Annotated in this window: 17 protein-coding genes, 1 tRNA gene, 1 pseudogene and 2 CRISPR repeat arrays; of the genes and pseudogenes, 13 read left to right on the top strand and 6 right to left on the bottom strand. The window is 32.2% G+C overall.

Going from position 1 to position 16,698, the window contains the following annotated elements; translation table 11 throughout:
- The first annotated feature begins 240 nt into the window (after positions 1-240).
- The 4 genes from N4597_RS06295 (at position 241) to N4597_RS06280 (ending at position 1,671) form a co-directional block, all read left to right on the top strand.
- The gene (locus tag N4597_RS06295) at positions 241-477 is read left to right on the top strand and encodes a hypothetical protein (RefSeq protein WP_260902944.1); all 237 of its coding nucleotides are present in this window, start codon (positions 241-243) and stop codon (positions 475-477) included.
- Positions 478-735: 258 nt separating this feature from the next.
- Positions 736-933, top strand: coding sequence for a hypothetical protein (locus N4597_RS06290; RefSeq protein ID WP_056977651.1), 198 nt, complete (start codon positions 736-738; stop codon positions 931-933).
- A 41-nt stretch (positions 934-974) separates the two neighbouring features.
- Complete coding sequence (locus N4597_RS06285) at positions 975-1,439, top strand: hypothetical protein (RefSeq protein ID WP_260902943.1); 465 nt, start codon at positions 975-977, stop codon at positions 1,437-1,439.
- 31 nt (positions 1,440-1,470) lie between these two features.
- Positions 1,471-1,671: a hypothetical protein gene (locus N4597_RS06280; RefSeq protein ID WP_260902942.1), complete on the top strand. Its 201-nt coding sequence runs from the start codon at positions 1,471-1,473 to the stop codon at positions 1,669-1,671.
- A gap of 120 nt (positions 1,672-1,791) precedes the next feature.
- Here N4597_RS06280 and N4597_RS10745 read toward each other — a convergent pair.
- From N4597_RS10745 to N4597_RS06265, 4 genes and pseudogenes are all read right to left on the bottom strand, one after another.
- A pseudogene (locus N4597_RS10745) lies at positions 1,792-1,947 on the bottom strand (transposase); the annotation flags it as partial.
- 343 nt (positions 1,948-2,290) lie between these two features.
- A CRISPR array of direct repeats spans positions 2,291-2,991; the repeat unit is 31 nt; unit sequence GAATTTATTTAACTTAAGAGGAATGTAAACC.
- A 126-nt stretch (positions 2,992-3,117) separates the two neighbouring features.
- Positions 3,118-5,631, bottom strand: a complete 2,514-nt coding sequence (locus tag N4597_RS06275; protein ID WP_260902940.1) for an N-6 DNA methylase — start codon at positions 5,629-5,631, stop codon at positions 3,118-3,120.
- 190 nt (positions 5,632-5,821) lie between these two features.
- The gene (locus N4597_RS06270; protein WP_260902938.1) at positions 5,822-6,229 is read right to left on the bottom strand and encodes a hypothetical protein; all 408 of its coding nucleotides are present in this window, start codon (positions 6,227-6,229) and stop codon (positions 5,822-5,824) included.
- Positions 6,222-7,136: an IS1595 family transposase gene (locus tag N4597_RS06265; protein ID WP_260902935.1), complete on the bottom strand. Its 915-nt coding sequence runs from the start codon at positions 7,134-7,136 to the stop codon at positions 6,222-6,224. Before N4597_RS06265 ends, N4597_RS06270 begins: the two co-directional genes overlap by 8 nt.
- Before the next feature lie 868 nt (positions 7,137-8,004).
- On the opposite strand from N4597_RS06265, the gene N4597_RS06260 reads away from it, so the two are divergent.
- The 4 genes from N4597_RS06260 (at position 8,005) to N4597_RS06245 (ending at position 9,315) form a co-directional block, all read left to right on the top strand.
- On the top strand, positions 8,005-8,238 hold the full coding sequence (locus tag N4597_RS06260) for a hypothetical protein (protein WP_260902933.1): 234 nt from the start codon (positions 8,005-8,007) through the stop codon (positions 8,236-8,238).
- 127 nt (positions 8,239-8,365) lie between these two features.
- Positions 8,366-8,542, top strand: coding sequence for a hypothetical protein (locus tag N4597_RS06255; protein WP_202022646.1), 177 nt, complete (start codon positions 8,366-8,368; stop codon positions 8,540-8,542).
- Positions 8,543-8,886: 344 nt separating this feature from the next.
- Positions 8,887-9,141: a hypothetical protein gene (locus tag N4597_RS06250; protein ID WP_167588656.1), complete on the top strand. Its 255-nt coding sequence runs from the start codon at positions 8,887-8,889 to the stop codon at positions 9,139-9,141.
- Between the two features lie 6 nt (positions 9,142-9,147).
- Positions 9,148-9,315 (top strand): hypothetical protein, encoded by a 168-nt coding sequence (locus tag N4597_RS06245; protein ID WP_260902931.1) that lies wholly within the window; start codon positions 9,148-9,150, stop codon positions 9,313-9,315.
- A gap of 906 nt (positions 9,316-10,221) precedes the next feature.
- On the opposite strand, the gene N4597_RS06235 is transcribed toward N4597_RS06245, so the two are convergent.
- The gene (locus tag N4597_RS06235) at positions 10,222-10,725 is read right to left on the bottom strand and encodes a hypothetical protein (RefSeq protein WP_089144199.1); all 504 of its coding nucleotides are present in this window, start codon (positions 10,723-10,725) and stop codon (positions 10,222-10,224) included.
- 162 nt (positions 10,726-10,887) lie between these two features.
- On the opposite strand from N4597_RS06235, the gene N4597_RS06230 reads away from it, so the two are divergent.
- Complete coding sequence (locus N4597_RS06230; RefSeq protein WP_089144198.1) at positions 10,888-11,907, top strand: glycosyltransferase family 2 protein; 1,020 nt, start codon at positions 10,888-10,890, stop codon at positions 11,905-11,907.
- Between the two features lie 126 nt (positions 11,908-12,033).
- Positions 12,034-12,120: transfer RNA gene (locus tag N4597_RS06225), tRNA-Ser, on the top strand.
- 441 nt (positions 12,121-12,561) lie between these two features.
- A CRISPR array of direct repeats spans positions 12,562-13,059; the repeat unit is 30 nt; unit sequence GATTCTATTTAACTTAAGAGGAATGTAAAT.
- 415 nt (positions 13,060-13,474) lie between these two features.
- On the opposite strand, the gene N4597_RS06220 is transcribed toward N4597_RS06225, so the two are convergent.
- Positions 13,475-14,338 (bottom strand): IS982 family transposase, encoded by an 864-nt coding sequence (locus tag N4597_RS06220; protein WP_260902930.1) that lies wholly within the window; start codon positions 14,336-14,338, stop codon positions 13,475-13,477.
- A 130-nt stretch (positions 14,339-14,468) separates the two neighbouring features.
- On the opposite strand from N4597_RS06220, the gene N4597_RS06215 reads away from it, so the two are divergent.
- The 3 genes from N4597_RS06215 (at position 14,469) to N4597_RS06205 (ending at position 16,623) form a co-directional block, all read left to right on the top strand.
- Complete coding sequence (locus tag N4597_RS06215; RefSeq protein WP_260902928.1) at positions 14,469-15,335, top strand: hypothetical protein; 867 nt, start codon at positions 14,469-14,471, stop codon at positions 15,333-15,335.
- Positions 15,336-16,053: 718 nt separating this feature from the next.
- Complete coding sequence (gene tmk, locus N4597_RS06210) at positions 16,054-16,380, top strand: dTMP kinase (RefSeq protein ID WP_260902925.1); 327 nt, start codon at positions 16,054-16,056, stop codon at positions 16,378-16,380.
- Between the two features lie 30 nt (positions 16,381-16,410).
- Entirely contained in the window at positions 16,411-16,623 is a 213-nt protein-coding gene (locus N4597_RS06205) for a hypothetical protein (protein ID WP_260902922.1), read from the top strand.
- The last annotated feature ends 75 nt before the right edge of the window (positions 16,624-16,698 follow it).

Raw genomic sequence — 16,698 nt, 5'->3', positions numbered from 1 at the left:
TCTGTGAAAAGTTATTAGTCTTTAGTATCTTCAGTAAAAAAACGGTATCTAATAAGTTAGAAGAAAATTAAGAAAGATTAGATTGTGAATGTTGACGAGCATTCACGATTTCTGACAGAGATTATGGGTGTATCGAAAACGTATTTAAGGTAGATTCTATTTAACTTAGGAGAAATATAAATGAAGAAGAAATTCTAGAAATTGAAGCTAACTTACAATCTTGGAAGGAGAAAGTGAAAAATGGATGAGATAAAAATTATTAATAAATTTTCAGCTCCTAAAAGAACTGTTTTAATTACTAACAAAGAATTACCAGAAGAAATATGGATTGGTGATCAAGCTAAAATCAATGATATAACGTGTACTATTATTGGAGTTCCTATTTCAGATAGAAATACGTTTGTAGTAGACAAAACTGATAAAATCAGTGTAGGCCAAATTGTTAAGTTTTATAAAGCTCAAGTATTCAAAAAATAAGGTGAGTACTTTTATATTTTGGAGGGAAAAGCATGGATGATGGTAAGCACTGATACGTTCTCTTTAAAGTAGATATAGAAAAGGGTATGAAAACTAGTAAATTCCAAGTAGGCTTTAGGAAAAGTTCGGGAGGCATAACTACTAGGAAGGGTAGTATAAAATCATCGTTTATGACGAAATTTCCGCGAAGGGAAAATTCCTTGAAGGTGGTATAATAAATACAGAAAAAAACTGATCACACCAATGGAGGTGGGAAAGATGAAATTGTATAAGCCTAAAAAGGGCGATGGTATAAAAATGGCAACCCCGGTGATTATTGTTATTGTATTATATTTGTTTTTCCCTAACGTTGGGGATGCTATATATAATGCATATAATGATGCCGTTGTCTATTTTTTTGTATTTCTATTTATCTGTGGTCTTATTTCACTTATTGCTGGAATCTTCAAACTATAGATAGTGAAAATAAACGCATAGCGCCGATGGAGGTGGGGAAAATGAAATTTAAGAGACACAAAGTAACAAAAGATGACTGGTTAGTTGTTTTAGTTGGTATTTTACTTGGTGCTATACTAATTTGGTTTTCCTCAGTTTTTGGTTTGGATTTAATAAAACGAGTATGGTCATCTTTTTTGATTATTTATTGTTTTTCTTACTTTATTGGTGTGGTAGTTAATCGAATATTTAAATTGCGAAGGAAAAAAGTAGATAAAATTAGCGTTGGCGAGAGTGTGGAGTTAAACTATATAAATGGAAAACATATTTTTTATGCAGTTATTTGTGGAATTACAGTTGCGATTGGTGTTATTATCGCTTTGATTTGTGGTATATATGATATTACAGTAGTCGAACTATTTATTAAGTTATTTCATGCTTTCAAAAACCTTGTATATATGTTTTTATTTGGAGGCATCATACTTCTTGTTCTTCCCTTCATAATTATAGGAAAGTTCTTTAGGTGATAAAACAATAACATCAATGGAGGTGAAGTGGATGAAACTGTATAAATGGAAAAAAGGCGACGGCATAACTTTGTTATGGATGGCAGTTGGTGCTTTGGTTGGTTTAATTTTAGGAATGATTTGGGGAGCGCTAGGCTGGCCATCCATTGACGAGATACTTGTTTATGCTTTCTTTATCATTGGTTTTTTTACTTTTGTTGGTGGTATATTTAAATGGATATTTAGATTGTAGAAATGGCTCTACCCAAAACTTTGTGTGCATCATTTTCAAAGAATTATAAGAAATCAGTGCAATTTTCTTATAATTCTTTTTCTTTGGCTTGAAATTCAACCAAAGAATGATGCGTTTCTTCATATTGGTGAAATTAGACATGCTGAAACTAAGGCGTCTGAGTAGCTTGATTTTACGGTCGATTCCTTCAATAGGGCCATTTGAGTATTTAGCAAATTTAGGATTAGCGGCATTCAAAACATAGGCTAGTTTTTTATCCGTTGTTAAGTAGGGTATTTAAGGTTTGAATTAAGTGATTATTATCGATGTTTTTAACGTTTTTAGGGTAAGCCTCATCACGTTTCTTGGTTCACTGGACTTTTTCCCATAAGAAAATTTAGCTGCAAAATTGTTGTGGTGAAGTGCATTTTTACTAGTGATATTTTGTTATAGAGCGCTAGTATCTGTCGACCTAAGATAAGGTGAAACAGTACTAGTATCGACAGATAACAAAAAGGTTGATATTAAGGGACTTGAAAGAATTTATGGAAAAAAGTAATATGTAATTGAGAGTGAAATTTAGTGATAGACAGAATGTATGTGAAAACTAGTTGGTAGTACGGGGGTTTGGGAGTGCAGTGAATTTATTTAACTTAAGAGGAATGTAAACAGCTATAACTTAGATAATGCTATTAAGCAGTCTTTGGAATTTATTTAACTTAAGAGGAATGTAAACCTTTCTTAGCAGCTTTGATTGCAGCAGATTGAATTTCGAATTTATTTAACTTAAGAGGAATGTAAACCAAATTTTGAATTAAGAGGACAGCCGTCATATAAGTGAATTTATTTAACTTAAGAGGAATGTAAACCCTTTTTTATAACTTGTTAAACCTATTATATCATTAAGAATTTATTTAACTTAAGAGGAATGTAAACCGCACGGTCTTTTCTGACAACGAAAGGACGTTCAATGAATTTATTTAACTTAAGAGGAATGTAAACTACCTTTAATCCTTACCGACTTACTATCTAGCTTGGAATTTATTTAACTTAAGAGGAATGTAAACTAAATTGCCCTGGTTCGCTGATTGGATTCAAGGGGGAATTTATTTAACTTAAGAGGAATGTAAACCAGTGCTTTATCCGTTCGGGTCAGTGCAATCTGATGTAGGAATTTATTTAACTTAAGAGGAATGTAAACTCGGGACCGTTCTGCACCTCACCAACGAAGTAATAAAAGAATTTATTTAACTTAAGAGGAATGTAAACTAAAATCAACCAGGGGTTAGTTACTAACATTTTAGGGACACGAATTTATTTAACTTAAGAGGAATGTAAATAGACCTCTATTTCATTGAGTCCAATAACGATACTGTGAATCTATTTAATTTAGGGAACTATATACCAGTTTACACAAAGAACATACAAAAAATACCGAGAACAAAAATTCTAAGTTCTCGGTATTTTTTATATCAAGTCGCCATTAGGTAATGATTTAATATAATTTTCCATAAACTGCCAGTCTGGAACGAACCCATTATCAGGGTCACCGTTCAATGAATCCGTAATAGGTTTTCCGTCCCTATCAGTTAAAACAGGAAGCATAATTTCGGTATTCTTAAGTCTGTCGCCCGCCCAACTTCTACCGAATGCGTATCTAAAACGTTCCTTGTCAAGAATCGTAACAAGAAATATTCCGATATACTTATTCAGATTAAAGTTTTTCAGACGTCCTACCAAGATTTTACCGCTCATTCCTATAAAATCAATAGGCTGGTATAAAGAAAACCCTGCACTGCCTTCGCCCAAAGTAATGAATACAATACAATTTCCTTTTGTAATAAAGTCTTCATCTCTCTCTACAAGCATTTTAACACCATTATTTTCCTTTTTTGCAGCTATATACACTGTATCCCCTCCCTCTACAAGAGAATCAGTTGTGGTGCCGTTTGCCGATTCAAGATTAAAGAGATTACATATTTTAAATTTTTTCCAAGTTTTAGACTTTAAAACAGGAATTTTTAAATTTTGATTTTTTTTTGAAAAATCAAAAGTACTATACTTAACGTTGAAAGACAAAAGTTCTTTTATATTTTTTTCAAAAGAAGATTGTTTTAAATCTGCATAGCTCGTATCCATATATGCTTCAGCTAACCATTCTTTATCGCCATCTACATACTCTAGAATAGATTTTCCTGTTACAGTTTCTTTATTATTATAAAGTCTGAGCCATTCTTGCTCATATTCTTTCCACAAACTTGTGCCATTTTTAAATTGTTCTATTCGTCCAGCGTTTCTTTTTTTCTTAAATCCGTCTTCTCTACAATATCCAAAAAATGTTTTTTTTCTAGGTTTTCCATTAATGAGATGAGGCTTATTTAATGTAAAAACCATGCAACAAGGTTGAACATTTGCTCCAGGGTAAAACGTATCTTTAGGCAAAGTGAATACAGCTTCTAAAGTGGAATCTTTAAGAATTTCGTTCTTTAGAGTAGGAATTGGTGAATTTTTAGTTCCTATTGCAGTTTGGAGAGGAAGGAGTACAGCCAATTTAGTATTAGTCCACTTTTCACTTTTGGCAATATCTGAAATATATTTCACAAATACTAAACCTTTTGTAGGGTCTGTTTTTCCTTTTTTTGCTGTGTCACTCCACCTATTTTTATATATGTCAGGAATTGTATTAGGTATAGCATTATATGGCGGATTCATTAATACCACAGATGGCTTAGCATTTTTGATAAATTGTTGCATACTTTCATCAAAGCAATTACCTAATTCAATGTTAGAATTACCATCTCCATGAATCAACATATTGGTCGTTGCAAGTCCATATGCAATTTCTTCCTTTTCAATTCCATATATATGATTATTTTTAATTTCTTTGATACTCTTTCTAATCTCTTCACTAGAATTTACTCTTTTGGCATCCGTAAATTCTTTAACCATGGCTTGTACTAAGAAAGAACCCGAGCCACAAGTTGCATCTAATACTACTGAATCTTTATTAACCTCTGTTAATTTTACCATGAAATCAGTTATATGGTCTGGAGTGAAGGCTTGATTTTTATCACTCTTACCAGCATATTTATTGAAAGTAATAAAGAACAAATTAAGAATATCTTGACCTTCTGACGAATTTATATCAATATAACGATATATGTCTCCAGAAATAGTACCTAAAATATTACTCCATTGAGTTGATGTTAATTCCTTTATATGTTGTTCCTCAAGCACTTTCTTTTTCAGTAACTCAATTTTCTTTTCTTTATTCTTCGAATTATTGAGTAACCCATCCAAAGTACCTTCGATACCAGCACGAATTTCTATCGGTTTTAGTTTTTCAATATATTTTTTAAATTCATTAACAACATCTTGATTTATATAATTATCATTAGAAAAATCAGAAATTTTATCTTTTATAAAGAGCAAGCATGTCCCTACAAACTGACTCCTATTTTTTTCTTCTATACCAAGCTTTAACAATGTTTCATTAAGAGCATAGGTGTTTTTCATAACAGTTTCCCTGTCATTTTGTTTTTTTAATGAGAATAGATTTTTATAATATTCAAAATTTTCAAGTGTTTTTTCATCCTTGAGAAGACCTATATCATCTACCGTGTCTTTCCAAACACGTATTTCATCATTATCAATGTTAGCTAATATTGCAATTACTCTATGCCTTGGAAATATAGCATGTTCCTCATCTACATACGCTTTGAGCTGTTCCACATCTTTTTCTGTTGCTATATGTTTTGTCTCTATTAAAATAGAGTAGTTACTTTTGTTTGGGTCGTCATTATCAGTAAATCTTATGTCCAATTTAAAGTTAAAGGGTTCAGGCTTCTTTTCTTTACCTAATAATTTTAGTAATTTATTTTGTCCTCCCACGTATCTAGCATAACTCCACTCATCGGCGGATTCTAGGTTAGAGCGTAAGTATGTTCTACCGACAGTATTAATCATGTTAACACGTTGCATTATGCCACCACCTTTCGTGATGGCACTAAAAATAGCTCACCATCAAAAAAAGATAGCGAACTATTAAAAAAAGCCTTGACAAAGAAACATTGACTATTTACATAATCAACTTGACTTGACTTGACTTGACTTGACTTGACTTGACTTGACTTGACTTGACTTGACTTGACTTGACTTGACTATTCTCATACTATTCATCTTCCTTCCAGTTGTAATTTAAGGCAGTTACTAACTTATTATCAAATGACGATAGTTCTTTTGATTTTTTAGCATAGCTGTCTATTTTTTCAATGACTACACCGTATTTTTTTGTGTATAACTCATTAAATTGTTTCTTGGTACTAGATACTTCTAATAGGGTATTGACTTCTAATAGTTGTTTATCATCACCAGTTAAGTATGCTTGTACAGATTTTATAACAAAGTCATACTTCCGTCTAATCTCGCTCAAGTCATTAGCATTTAGTCCCCATAATTCAAATGTACGTTGCTGAAATGTAAAATACATATCTTGATTATTAGGAGTAATAGTAGATTTTAAGTTATCATCAGTCAGGAAAACACGCTTTAATTCGTTAATATATAGTTGCTTATCCATAAACTAACTCCTTGTATGTAGTCCTAACTGTCATATTTGCTAATAGGTAATTAAAACGATAACTTTCTGATACATTACGAGTATTAAATCTGAATACAAATTCATCTAAGTAAAATGGTAAGTGTTTCTTAGACCAAAAATGATAAATACCCATGACACCACGCTTAATAATTGCCCATAGACTTTCAACACGATTAGTAGTTACATCATCATTAGCAAACTCGCCTAAAGCATGATGTACGATTTGGTGGTTGTACATAGTACCAATATGATTATAACCGATATATTCATCGGTGTGAACATTGGCTTGTTGAGTAATGTATGTTGTTACTAAATCGGTTAAAGTCTTAGTTTTAATATCTTCTACTTGAATAATGTTAGCTTTACCATCACGTTCTACCATACCAACAACAGCAGTCTTATCCTTAACAGACCTACCTTGGCTGTTTTTTACTTTCTTATCAGCATGACGATTACTGTTTTTACCACCAATGTATGCTTCATCAACTTCAACATCTCCGTTTAAATGATTATCATTTTCAATGTTAAAGCATTTACGGATACGTTGTAGCATGAACCAAGCTGTCTTTTGTGTTACACCAATATCACGTCCTAATTGAGCGGATGAAATGCCTTTTTTATGACCGGTAACAAGCCAAATTGCAATAAACCATTTTTGCAATTTAACCTTGGTATTGTCAAATAAAGTTCCTGTTTTAACATTAAAATACTTACCTGTGTTCTTACAACGGTAACGATTTTTAGTACACTTATATACTTTAGAAGTAGGGTCAAAAGGGCTAGTAACTAAACCTGCCCAACGCAATTCTTCTAAATGATTAATGCAAGACTGTTCATCTGGAAATGCTTGTTGAATATCAAAAAGTGATTTAAATTCTTTTAACATGGACTACAACTCCTTTCGTATTTGATAATCATACTATAATTCAATTAGTTTAAAATCTATATTTTAGTGTAAAAATAGAATTAAAATATTGAAAGAAGAAAACAACCGTCCTGTCAACGATTGTTTAGCCTTTGTGTAAACTGGTATATAGTTCCCTTAATTTAATAGGAATGTAAATGGAGATACTCGATTAAGAACGCATATGATGTAAGAGAATCTATTTAACTTAATAGGAATGTAAAGTTATATAAACTTATGTTCTTTTTAAGGGATTTTTAAGAATCTATTTAACTTAAGAGGTATGTAACTTATTCAACTCAACGAATTACTAGAATAGAAGTAGCATGAGTTCAAACTAAGATTACAATACAATGACATAGTTTGAAACGTAATGACTATGATTTCTGCAAGTAGTATAAAGGACTAAGTAATTGTCATGATTGTGCCTTAAATAGGTAATTAAGACAATAGCTGGGGTAAGGGGGGGATAAGGTTAAAGATTTTCCTATAATTCCTGTTCATCCTAATTGTGGATGTTAGTTATATCGTTAAGTATCTAGATACAACACTAGTCAAGTATCAGCCTAACTAAAAAATTCCAGAAAAAACAAAAACCTGCTCTAAGTCTGTACAGGCAAGATATGTTGAAGGCAAAGTAGTACAGTACCGTTTATGTAATAATGGAGGATACGTACTTGTTGACTTCGATTTAACCAATTATGGTAATCAAAAACATCATAAAGTAGTTTCCCATAAGTATAAACGAACTATATAAAAGCAAAAATGGTATGAATATAAAAAAGAAGTAAAGATTCAAATATTCCGTTAATTGATGAAGAATTGGAACTTGTGAAAAGGTGGCAAGAATATGACAATTAGCGACTTAAGAGAAGCAATGGATATGGCTATGGAAGTTTCATTTGACTACAAAGGAATAAACTACTTTATTGAGCCTGACGCAAAGTCAGATAAATGGATGATTTTTTGTAGTCTTAAACCAGATGTCCCGTTATTTATGACAATGAATGAAGTTCTAGATATGAAAATAGATGATATGCCTTTAGAAGAAGTATTACCGTTAGTAACAAATGCAATATACTAATATAGCATTCCAAATATTATGGGTGCTTCTTGTTTTGAAGGAGAAGACAAACGAATGTAGATTATACAAAAGTGAGAGTCAGTTCTAAAGGCAACAGATAGACTTTATGATGAGGAGGTATTTAACTATGTGCGAAAATAATCAAAGACCAACATGGATGGATGTTGATGATACAGATTGCTTGTCCCCTGAAGAGGAGAAGAAATTAAGAAGAAAAATTGCAGAGAGAGAGAAAAATGACCCTGAATTGCGTAAAAGTTTAAAAGAATTTGATGATTATATGAGAGAGAATTATTTAAAGTAAAGCATTCACAATAAAAAGTATATCGGCAATCATATTTATTTTAAAAGTGGAAATAATAGATTTTTTCGTAGAATGAATGTAGATGATAGCCAAAATATATGTGCTAGTTGATAGTACAAGGTTTGGAGAGTGTAGTGATTCTATTTAACTTAACAGGGATGATAATAATCAATAAATATACTATTGGATGATATTAACGCCATAAGGAATAGTGACTTGGCTGGAGAATCGTAGAAGGTTTAGCGATTGGGAAAACAGGTGCAGGCAAAGCAAAAGGTTCTTTAATCAAAGTAATTACTATTTTTAAGTACTTGGACTTAGAAGTAAAAAAGGTGGGAACAAAAATGCCAGAGGTTGGTTATCTATATTTTAGTAAAGTCGATTATGATTTTATACGGCAACATTTTCCTGATATTTTTGCTATCTGTGAACAATATGTATCCAGTCGTGAACCTGATATTGAATTAACAGTGACGGATTCACAAACAGATATGATTGATAACAAAATTTTAATGGCTATTGGGAGTAGTGCTACCGCTCCCTACGGAAATCCGTCATTAGAGGCTATTGAGCTTGAAGCAATTTGGGATAGAGCATAAGGATGCATGGATGATAAGATTATAGTGTATATAAAAGACGTAGAATACGCTGATAATGCCGAGGATTCTAAAATGCACATAACACTCAATATAGATATTTTGATAAAGCCAGAGTTTGCTAACATGAATTTAGTAAAGAAGTTAGCGCGTGAAGTGAATGCGACTAAATTATAATATTTCGACCTGAACATGTCGTAAAACTGCTTATTTTGGCTCTATTCAAAACCTTGGGTGCAATATTTTTAAAGGACTCTAAGAAATCAATGCGTTTTTCTTAGGATTCTTTTTCTTTGGCTTGAAGTTCAACAACAGAATAATGTTTTTCTTCATGTTGGTGAAATTAGGCATGACGAAACTAAGGCGTCTAAGTAACTTGATTTTACGTTTGATTCCTTCAATAGGGCTATTTGAGTATTTAGCAAATTTAGGATTAGCTATATTCAAAACGTGGACCAAATTTTTATCTGTTATTAAGTAGGGTATTTAAGGTTTGGATTAAGTGATTATTATCGATATTCTTAATGCTTTTAGGATAAGCGTCATCATGCTTCTTAGTTTACTGAACTTTTTCTCGTAAGAAATTTTAGCTGCAAAATTGTTTGCATATGGAGTGTTGTGGTGAAGTACATTTTTTACTAGTTACATTTTGTTATAGAGTGCTGGCATCTGTCGACCTAAGATAAGGTGAAATAGTACTGGTATCGACAGACTATAAAAAGGTTGATATTATAGGTCTTGAAAGGATTTAGGAAAAAAAGTAATATATAGTTGAGGATGGAATTTGGTGATAGACAGAATGTATGTGAAAACTAGTTGGTAGTACAGAGGATCTATTTAACTTAAGAGGAATGTAAAGCCGTTCACGCTCGCAATCGTTACTCGGGGTTTAGGGATCTATTTAACTTAAGAGGAATGTAAATGCCGTCCAGGATAGCTTTGATGTAACCCCAACTAGGGGAATCTATTTAACTTAAGAGGAATGTAAAGATATTAGGTGCCTCTACTTGAGAATACTGCTATAAATATAACCAGCCTATGATTGAATGCTCACGTTTCAATCATAGGCTGGTTTAGTTTAAGCTAGTTATCGTTGTGATAGTAATTAATCAATTCTTCATAGGTGTCGAGGGGCTCGAAATTGAGGGTCCACTCAACTAAGGGCATATCCTCGGGGGTCAGCTTATAGGCAATTTCATTTGGATCTAGGTAGACGGCTTCGGGGTCAGGTAAAGCTTCTTGCATCACTTGGCCAAAATATTCACTATTCTCGTCTGTCACCTTAACTTCCTTGCAGCGGTGCTTGGTAATGAAGCACAGTTCAGGCATTTTTAATAAGTCCAAGGTGAAATCTTGGTGATTCAAGTGGATATGTGCTAGTAGCTGGGTGAAGCGGTCGTGCGTTGAATTTAGCTGGTAATCAAATGAGTAGTTAAGGGCGGGAAGCAGGTTTTCATCTGCTGGGTCCAACCCGACTCTGTCAGCCAAATAATAAGGAAGGCGGAGGTAGAGTAGGTATTGAAAAGAGGTCTTATCAACTTCTTCTACGAAAAAAAAGCAGCCAGCGTATAATTGATATAAGCTCATCTAATCAAGTCCCTTCCTAAACATTTATTAACTAAGTATAACACAGTTGTAGCTAAAAGGGCGGTTCAATGCTTGCGAAAAGAATTTTCAGAATAAACATTCATTGTTTTGGTAAAAAATGCTAAAATAAAAAGGACTATGTAAAAGTTAGGATTGTTTTTTATGAAAATATTAAGTGTCATCATTCCTTGTTATAATGCTCAAGATTACATGGAGCATGCCATTGAAACCCTGTTAACTGGGGGCGAACGGCTGGAAATATTGTTGGTGGATGATGGTTCTAAGGATAACACCGCCCAGATTGCGGACGATTATGAGCAACGTTACCCAGAAATTGTGCGGGCACTACACCAAGAAAATGGTGGCCACGGTAAAGCAGTTACGACTGGGTTACACGCTGCCACTGGTTTTTTTGTGAAAGTAGTTGATAGTGATGACTGGGTTGATGAAAATGCCTTGCGAGAAATTTTGGACTTTTTAGAAAAGGAAAGTCTTAAAAAAGATGCAGTTGATATGTTAATCAGCAATTTCATCTACGATAAGCAAGGAGTTAAGCATAAAAAGGCTATGGAATATAGTAGCTTTTTACCGACCGACCGGGTCTTTTCTTGGGATGAAGTTCATTTTCCGTTGGGTAAATACTTGCTGATGCACTCGGTAATTTATCGGCGCGATGTTGTGGTAGGGCAAGCCCAATTAGAGCTACCTCACCATACCTTTTATGTCGACAACCTCTATGTCTTCGAGCCTTTACGGTATGTAAAGAATATCTATTACCTAGATGTTAATTTCTACCATTACTTCATCGGTCGTGACGATCAGTCTGTTAACGAACAAGTAATGATTGGGCGTATTGATCAGCAGCTAAAGGTTAACCGGTTAATGATTAATTTCTACGCCAAAAATGAAGCCCAGCTTGACCCGGCGCTAGCTAATTACATGTTCCGCTATCTAGAAATCATTACCACTGTTTCTTCTATCTTATTGCTAAAGGATGGTAGTAAGGAGAGCTTGCGTAAGAAGACTGCTTTGTGGAATTATATTAAACGCAAAGATGCTCACCTTTACCGGGAATTACGCTGGGGCTTGTTTGGAACCGGGGTTAATTTACCATGGAAACTAGGCAGAAAAACGGCGTTGGGTGTTTACAAACTTGCGCGAAAAATGTATGGCTTTAATTAATGCGTGTAGCCTCCTATCTCGATTTGGGATAGGGGGTTATTTTTAAACATCTGCTAATTTATCTTATCCTAACCACTAAAAAAAGATTGAATTTCTGTTTAAATTTGATATAATTTATACTGTTATGGAGAGTTGGCAGAGTGGTAATGCACCGGACTCGAAATCCGGCGAACCGGTAACACCGGCGCGCAGGTTCAAATCCTGTACTCTCCTTAGATAGGGTTTTATAATGTTTTGGGACGTTCTAAACGTTGCTATATCAAGCTTTATGTTTTATAAACGTTTGGTAATGTAACGATTTTTTAGGAAAAGGTATGCCGGAAGTATGCCGGGTATGCTAAGAGAATATAATAACTTGCCCTGGTGAGTATCGTATATATCTATATACGGTATTTTTTTATACTCTCTTTTTGTTTTTAAAAATATGCAAGTGAGATAGGTATAACTTGTAATGTTAAAAAAACTTTAAGTATACATCTGTCGATCGTAGATAGAACAAAATGAAGGGGACATCGACAGATGATGGAAAAGTTGAAATCACTGGGCTTGAAAGAGTTTACAGGAAAAAGTATTATGTAGATATGGGGACAAAAGTAGTGATAGACAGAATGCATGTGGAAACTAGTTGATAGTACAGAGATTTTAAAGGGTAGTGATTCTATTTAACTTAAGAGGAATGTAAATGTAAGCTCATATAAGCCATTTTAAGACGTTTTAACCCGATTCTATTTAACTTAAGAGGAATGTAAATTGTGTACGGAAACATCTTGTAAGGGGGGACGCTAGCGATTCTATTTAACTTAAGAGGAATGTAAATAGTTAACGACAGCATGAACATGTAACTTATGACCGTGGATTCTATTTAACTTAAGAGGAATGTAAATTATAACTCTAAGCTCTGCTTAATTGCTGCATTTAAGATTCTATTTAACTTAAGAGGAATGTAAATGTCGCCCGGGTGGCAGAGGAAACAGCAGGCTGTTCCTGATTCTATTTAACTTAAGAGGAATGTAAATGTCATTCGCTCGTATACACTCGCTTGCACCCTGCTACTGATTCTATTTAACTTAAGAGGAATGTAAATGAGCTTCAGAAAAGATAAGGTGTATTTACTTTTTACTCGATTCTATTTAACTTAAGAGGAATGTAAATGCCTAGATATTTGCAAAACCATAAATATTGGTAGAGAAATGCTATCATCCTTTAGATCATTCGTTAGTCTTATAGAGTATCCTGACCAACAGCTTGATATTGGATGGAAGAGAAAATATAAAAAGCAAGAATACACCAAAGGAAAGATGGTCTTTCAATTGAATGCCATATGTAAAACAGAAGAGGAAGCTCTTATATTAGAATGTCAATTAGCTATAAAGTTTAATGCGAAATATTGGAATCCGGAACCTGGTCAAATGAAATTAGTTGACAAAGCATTGGGGATTGATAATGATATAATTTATCAATCAATATGATAAATTATTTCAAATAAACAAAATATATTTTTAATTTTAGATAGTAGAAGAAATTTTGCTATCTTTTCTTAAAATTATTATATAATATACCTGTGGTGCTAGTTAATCTCAAAATAGTCTAAATTATACGATAACACTATTTGTTCAATTCTTAATTGAAATCCAGTTAAATCTCTAGAAAGTGTGTGCTCAACATTAAATTTCCTACATAACTTTGAAAATCTGGTTTCAATTGTTCTTCTCAAAGCAGCAATTTTAGAGTCATTCCATTGCTTGGCCCCCTTCATATTACGACGAACTGGTGTCCATAATTTATAACCTCGTTTTGCCAGTTCTTCCTTTAATTCTTTGCTTAGACAGCCTAAATCAGCAAGAATGACTGAATGTTTACAGCCTTCTAATAGTTCTTGAACAGCTTTAATATCATGGACTGAAGCAGGCGTGACGACATAATTGATGATATATCCAGATAATGTCACTAGCATATGAACTTTAAAGCCATAAAACCACATATTCTTAGAAGCGTTATAGCCAATATCTGCTATTTCTTTGAAAATTTTTGTTCTGTGATTACGAATCGTCTGACAAAGTGGTAAAGGAAAACTATCCATAATAACAACGGTTTCAGAAGGGATTTGACCATTCATAGCTTGACGAATAAGCTGAAATATCCATATTAGTTGTCTTGCACGGCGGTTAAAGCGACTTCTTTCCAGTAACGTACCACAAGAGATAAGACGGCATATTTTATAAAAATGTCGTTGTGAAGTGATCCCTAGTTCGGCTTGTATGACTAGTAAAACAAGTATTGATTCGTCGAAAACTTTAGCCAATTTTATGTTTCGTCTATATTTGATAGAATCTGGACAATAATTGCGATAAAGTGTACGGCAAAATTTGGTTATTTGTGGCATACTCCATTGTAAGTGATGAGACTTAGCGGTATACTGTAAGTGACTCATTTGGACTACCTCCTGTATTTTTACTTTCACTTACAGTATAGTCCATTTGAGCTTTTTTTCAGTTTTATTCTAACTAGCACCACGAGTATATAATATATAATTTAATGAATATAAAAGGATGTGATAAACTATGGCAATATGTGAGATATGCACAAATAAATTCAGAAATGGTTATAAGGATAGAATAGAAATCTGTACTAAATGCAGAGAAAATATTATGAATGAACTTCCTGATGATATATCTGATATAGATGATATTCTAAAATTTCCAGGTGTGTTGCAAATAGATACATATCCAAGAAATAGTGAAAATATAAGATCCCTTGAAATTAAGTATAAAAAATTAAGTTTCTATTACTTTAAATGCGATGAATGTTCAAAATGGTTTATAAAATTAAATCATATATCTAAAGTATATGAAAATATTAAAAATAATGGTTCAGTAACATGTAGCAGATCTTGCGCGAATAAACATCTTGCTAAAATTCGTGTTGTTCATTACAAAAAGATGCTTATAGAAAATTCTGGGAAATTGAATATACCCTATGTTAATAAGGACATAAAAACATTTGATAAAATAGTTGGCAAAAACATCATTGAGAAAAATATATTTGAGGAATTTAGCAATCTTAATGGAAAAATAGGAGTTTGGTCCAGATGGACTGAAGATGGAGAATGTCTAGATGTTTGCAAAACGAAAAATATTGGTAAAGAAATGTTGTCGTCATTTAGATCGTTCATTAGTCTTGTAGAGAACCCTGACCAACAGCTTGATATTGGATGGAAAAGAAAATATAAAAATCAACTCGAATATGCCAATGGTAAAATTGTTTTCAAATTAAACTCCATATGCAAAACAGAAGAGGAAGCTCTTATACTGGAATCTCAACTAGCGGCAAAGTTTGACGCTAAATATTGGAGTCCAGAACCTGATCAAATGAAATTAGTTTACAAAGCATTAGAAATTGATGATGATACAATCCGTCAATCAATATAATAAATTATTCCAAACAAAATATATTTTTAATTTTAGACAGCAGAAGAAATTTTGCTGTCTTTTCTTAAAATTATTATATAATATATAAATTAGGAGGGGATATAAATCCTCATGATATGTAGCATATGCAATAAATATTACTGCATTAAATATAAAGATAATGTAGACATTTGCTATGAATGTAGACAAAATATTGAAAATAAGCTTCCTAATAATAGGTTAAATATAAATGATATTTTGCAATTTTCAGGAGTAACACAAATTGAAAAATATGTGGATAATGATGGAAAAGACAGATATTTAAAAATTAAATACAAAAGAATAAAATTTTCATACTTTAAATGTGATGAATGCAATAAGTGGTTTATAAAATTAAAAATTTCAGTAAATCATACTTATGAAATTGTAAGGAATAGTGGTGTAGTATTTTGTTCCAATAAATGTAGACTTAAAAATCTCTATAAAAATTCAGTTCATCACTGTCAAAATTGTGGATTAGAAATAGGTAGTGCATTCGCAAGGTGTAAATCATGTGGTTATAGGAACTCTCACTAATTTCTAAATAAAAAAGGAAGTATAAATCAAGACAATACTTTAAAATATTATTTTATTATTTAATTATAAGAATACGTAAATATATTATTATATTAATATATAATAATAACAGGAATAATAAAGAAAAAGAACAAAAAATTAATAAAGAAAAGGAAGTCTTAATATGTTTATTGTAATAGATGGGTTAGATGGTTGTGGAAAATCAACCTTAATTCATAATTTGGAAAAGGTTCGACAATTTTATAAGACTTTTGAACCTGGCGGAACTGAATTTGGTCAAAAAATAAGAAAGTTGGTATTTGAAAACCATAATGATATTTCATTAGAAACGGAAGCTTTATTAATGTTTGCAGATAGAAAAGAACACTTAAAAACAATACAAAAGATGTTAAATGATGGATATGATGTTGTATGTGACAGATATGTAGGTAGTAGTTATATTTATCAAGGAGATTTGGGTTTTAGTAAGATTAAAGAATTAGAAATTTAGTCGGAATGTATTAAACCAGATTATGAATTTATGCTCTATACAACATATGAAGAATATGTTAATAGAAAACAAAAAGCTAAAGAAGTAAATAGTTTAGATCCAAAATCTGAATTAGAATTTAATCATCTAATTAATAATATGAATATGTATTTAGATTCCCATAAAGATGTCATTCCGTTAGATGTTACAAATATAGGTGAAGAAGAGTTAGTAAATAAAATTTTAGATTTAACATCTTTGTAATAAAGAATAAAGAAACAATAAAAATTATTTTTCATCTATAGAATAAATATCTTTTAATAATATATATAAAAGAAA

Source organism: Ligilactobacillus agilis, from assembly GCF_025311475.1.
Taxonomy (GTDB): Bacteria; Bacillota; Bacilli; order Lactobacillales; family Lactobacillaceae; genus Ligilactobacillus; species Ligilactobacillus agilis.
This window is presented reverse-complemented; position numbering and strand designations above follow the sequence as displayed.

What these genes read in the sequence shown, in the direction of transcription:
- N4597_RS06255 (WP_202022646.1), top strand. Translation starts at nt 8,366, where the DNA reads ATGTGCGAAAATAATCAAAGACCAACATGGATGGATGTTGATGATACA.
- N4597_RS06285 (WP_260902943.1), top strand. Translation starts at nt 975, where the DNA reads ATGAAATTTAAGAGACACAAAGTAACAAAAGATGACTGGTTAGTTGTT.
- N4597_RS06250 (WP_167588656.1), top strand. Translation starts at nt 8,887, where the DNA reads ATGCCAGAGGTTGGTTATCTATATTTTAGTAAAGTCGATTATGATTTT.
- N4597_RS06230 (WP_089144198.1), top strand. Translation starts at nt 10,888, where the DNA reads ATGAAAATATTAAGTGTCATCATTCCTTGTTATAATGCTCAAGATTAC.
- tmk (WP_260902925.1), top strand. Translation starts at nt 16,054, where the DNA reads ATGTTTATTGTAATAGATGGGTTAGATGGTTGTGGAAAATCAACCTTA.
- N4597_RS06265 (WP_260902935.1), bottom strand. Translation starts at nt 7,136, where the DNA reads ATGTTAAAAGAATTTAAATCACTTTTTGATATTCAACAAGCATTTCCA.
- N4597_RS06245 (WP_260902931.1), top strand. Translation starts at nt 9,148, where the DNA reads ATGGATGATAAGATTATAGTGTATATAAAAGACGTAGAATACGCTGAT.
- N4597_RS06220 (WP_260902930.1), bottom strand. Translation starts at nt 14,338, where the DNA reads ATGAGTCACTTACAGTATACCGCTAAGTCTCATCACTTACAATGGAGT.
- N4597_RS06295 (WP_260902944.1), top strand. Translation starts at nt 241, where the DNA reads ATGGATGAGATAAAAATTATTAATAAATTTTCAGCTCCTAAAAGAACT.
- N4597_RS06270 (WP_260902938.1), bottom strand. Translation starts at nt 6,229, where the DNA reads ATGGATAAGCAACTATATATTAACGAATTAAAGCGTGTTTTCCTGACT.
- N4597_RS06215 (WP_260902928.1), top strand. Translation starts at nt 14,469, where the DNA reads ATGGCAATATGTGAGATATGCACAAATAAATTCAGAAATGGTTATAAG.
- N4597_RS06260 (WP_260902933.1), top strand. Translation starts at nt 8,005, where the DNA reads ATGACAATTAGCGACTTAAGAGAAGCAATGGATATGGCTATGGAAGTT.
- N4597_RS06205 (WP_260902922.1), top strand. Translation starts at nt 16,411, where the DNA reads ATGCTCTATACAACATATGAAGAATATGTTAATAGAAAACAAAAAGCT.
- N4597_RS06275 (WP_260902940.1), bottom strand. Translation starts at nt 5,631, where the DNA reads ATGCAACGTGTTAACATGATTAATACTGTCGGTAGAACATACTTACGC.
- N4597_RS06235 (WP_089144199.1), bottom strand. Translation starts at nt 10,725, where the DNA reads ATGAGCTTATATCAATTATACGCTGGCTGCTTTTTTTTCGTAGAAGAA.
- N4597_RS06280 (WP_260902942.1), top strand. Translation starts at nt 1,471, where the DNA reads ATGAAACTGTATAAATGGAAAAAAGGCGACGGCATAACTTTGTTATGG.
- N4597_RS06290 (WP_056977651.1), top strand. Translation starts at nt 736, where the DNA reads ATGAAATTGTATAAGCCTAAAAAGGGCGATGGTATAAAAATGGCAACC.